Raw genomic sequence first — 2,263 nt, 5'->3', positions numbered from 1 at the left:
CATGACGTTCTCCAAGCTGGCTTCGACAACCGCTTGGAATCACATTCTGGCCCCGGCTATCCACCTCCCGCGCCAGTTTCGAGACGGACTCTGAGGTTCTCGAACGCCAGCGCGTCCTCAAACGTATACGGATATGCGACCTCCGGCCCGACAATACCCGGGGACGTCAGACCCAACGGGATCTGATACGCGGCCCGCACAGCAAATAGCGGGTCGTCGTCCTCATGTAGCATCTTCGTCGCGCCATCAGCTCGCATCAGCTCATCGACGTCGTCGAGCTTTGGCACCCATGTCTTCAACGTCGCATTATTGGTTTTCTGACCAGCGCCTTTCGCGGGTTGGACGGAGGCGCCGCCCGTTTTATCCAGCGTATCCAGGTCAGTGATGATCAGGGTCAGCAAGCCGAGGTGATCAATCAAAGGCTTGAGACGATGCGCGTGGCTTCCTCCGATCTCAAGCAGAGTGATGTAGCACTGGTTGAGTTCGTCGTAGTGCGCTCGGATGAAATTCGGGACGAGCATGCGTTCCGCCGGTCCCTCCACCAAAATCGCCGCGTCGGCGAAGAACAGATCCGCGTGCTGGGCCCGAAGATATCGAGTCACGAAACGCTCGGTCTCACTACCCGGACCAAAAACATCCGACAGATTGATAACAGTGGAGACCGGCACTTTCGCGGCCATACCCGCAGGTAGCCGCCGGAAGTAGCGCAGGCAAGAGAACGACGTCTCATGCGCGACATGGCTCGAATGGGTGCTAACCACCAACTGCGTGCGCAGCTTTTGGCTGTGGCCGAGGTCCTCGTGCTCACGCAGCACCGCATAAGCCTTCTTGATGAAGACTTGCTGGACCTGAGCGTGCAAATGCGCTTCCGGCTCTTCGACCAGGACAAGGTGGAGAGGCTCGGTCGAGGTCACCGTCGCGCCTGTCGATGCCTTCCCGACACGCATCCAAGCGTCACGAAAGCTCATCAGCCGGAATATCATGGAGATCAGGTTTTGATAGCCGAGGCCGTTATTTGCCTCAGGCAACCGCAACACAGGCGTCGCCGCGCCGTCCTCGGCAATGACGTCTACCTCGAAACTGATCGCCGCGTTGTGGTTGAGACCGTCGATAGCTTTTAAGCGTGTCGAAACGCGCGGGCGTGGATCGGTTACACCAGGGTATCCCATACCCTCGACCTCGGTGAACGCCGCCTTGAAACTCTCGGTCAGGCGCTTGTCGAACGCGTCCTGGGCGGCTTCTATTGCCTGCAACGCGCCAAGGTCCTTCGGATCAGGTCCCTTCGTCGGGTCAAGGTGCTTGGCGTAGTAGCTTCTGAGCTGGTCGGACAGGCGACTGCCGCTCGCCGCCGCCGGAGCATCATCATCCTCCATAGCTTGCTGCTCCTCACCGAAGCCCCTCTGCGCCGGTATGTCATGAACGCGGATCAGACCGCTCAGCGGGTCACCATCGATCGGCCGAGAACCGCCTGGAAGGACCTGCGGACGCGCCAGGGATTTTGCAGGAGCGACAAGCTGACCCGGATCCAGCGAATAGGCCCGAATAGTGAAGTGCGTCGACAAACGCTTGCTCAAGAAATCGATCAGGCTCTCGGGCCAGATCGTCAGCTTGGGCGGAGTAGCAGGCGGATCAGCGTCAGGGTTCTCTGCCGCTGCGGCCGCGATTGCTGCCGCTCTCATCGTCTCGGCATCGCTCACCGCACCCATGTACTCCTTGTACAAGAGCGCAAGATCCTTCGGCTCGTAGCGCAGCCGAACACCAAGCCTTCCCCCCTCCCAATCCAAGTCCGGGATGAGGTCGCGAACGCGGTGCATCTCGCCCGCTTCGACATGCAGCCACAGATCCAGAGTCGGCAATGCGCTAACCCAGGGATCAACGACTAGGTCAACGATTTCCTCGGCGTTCCGGGCAGCTGTCCAGCTTTCGCCGAGCTGAATAATCGTCGGCCAATGGCACAGCGTGAAATCGTGCATTTCGAATGGAGAACGGCGCGGCGACAGGAAGCGGCGTAGCGCCAGCATCGCCGATGTCTTGCCGCTGTTATTTGCGCCGACGAAAAGCGTGGTCTTGTTCGAAAGGTCGACGCGTGTCGACAACAACTTCCGGAAATTGGCGATCTCCAAGAATTCAATATGCACGACTGTGCCTCCCGCCCGATCTGCGTCAGCACTAGTGGATTGATTCCAACGTTTGGAACCCTCGGTTTCGAGCGGCGATGATGTCGTCGGGGTTGGCGCTCCAGACGAACGGCCGAGGGTGCCGG

At 59.6% G+C, this 2,263-nt stretch carries 1 protein-coding gene; it reads right to left on the bottom strand.

The window, feature by feature from the left end; genetic code table 11:
- Positions 1-56: 56 nt before the first annotated feature.
- Positions 57-2,138 carry an AAA family ATPase gene (locus tag ACSSVZ_RS28040; protein ID WP_453974156.1) on the bottom strand — a complete coding sequence of 694 codons (2,082 nt, stop codon included), beginning with the start codon at positions 2,136-2,138 and terminating at the stop codon, positions 57-59.
- Between the last annotated feature and the right edge of the window lie 125 nt (positions 2,139-2,263).

This window comes from Amorphus sp. MBR-141, assembly GCF_053628695.1.
The sequence above is the reverse complement of the archived record's forward strand: the minus strand, read 5'-3'. Positions and strand labels throughout refer to the sequence as shown.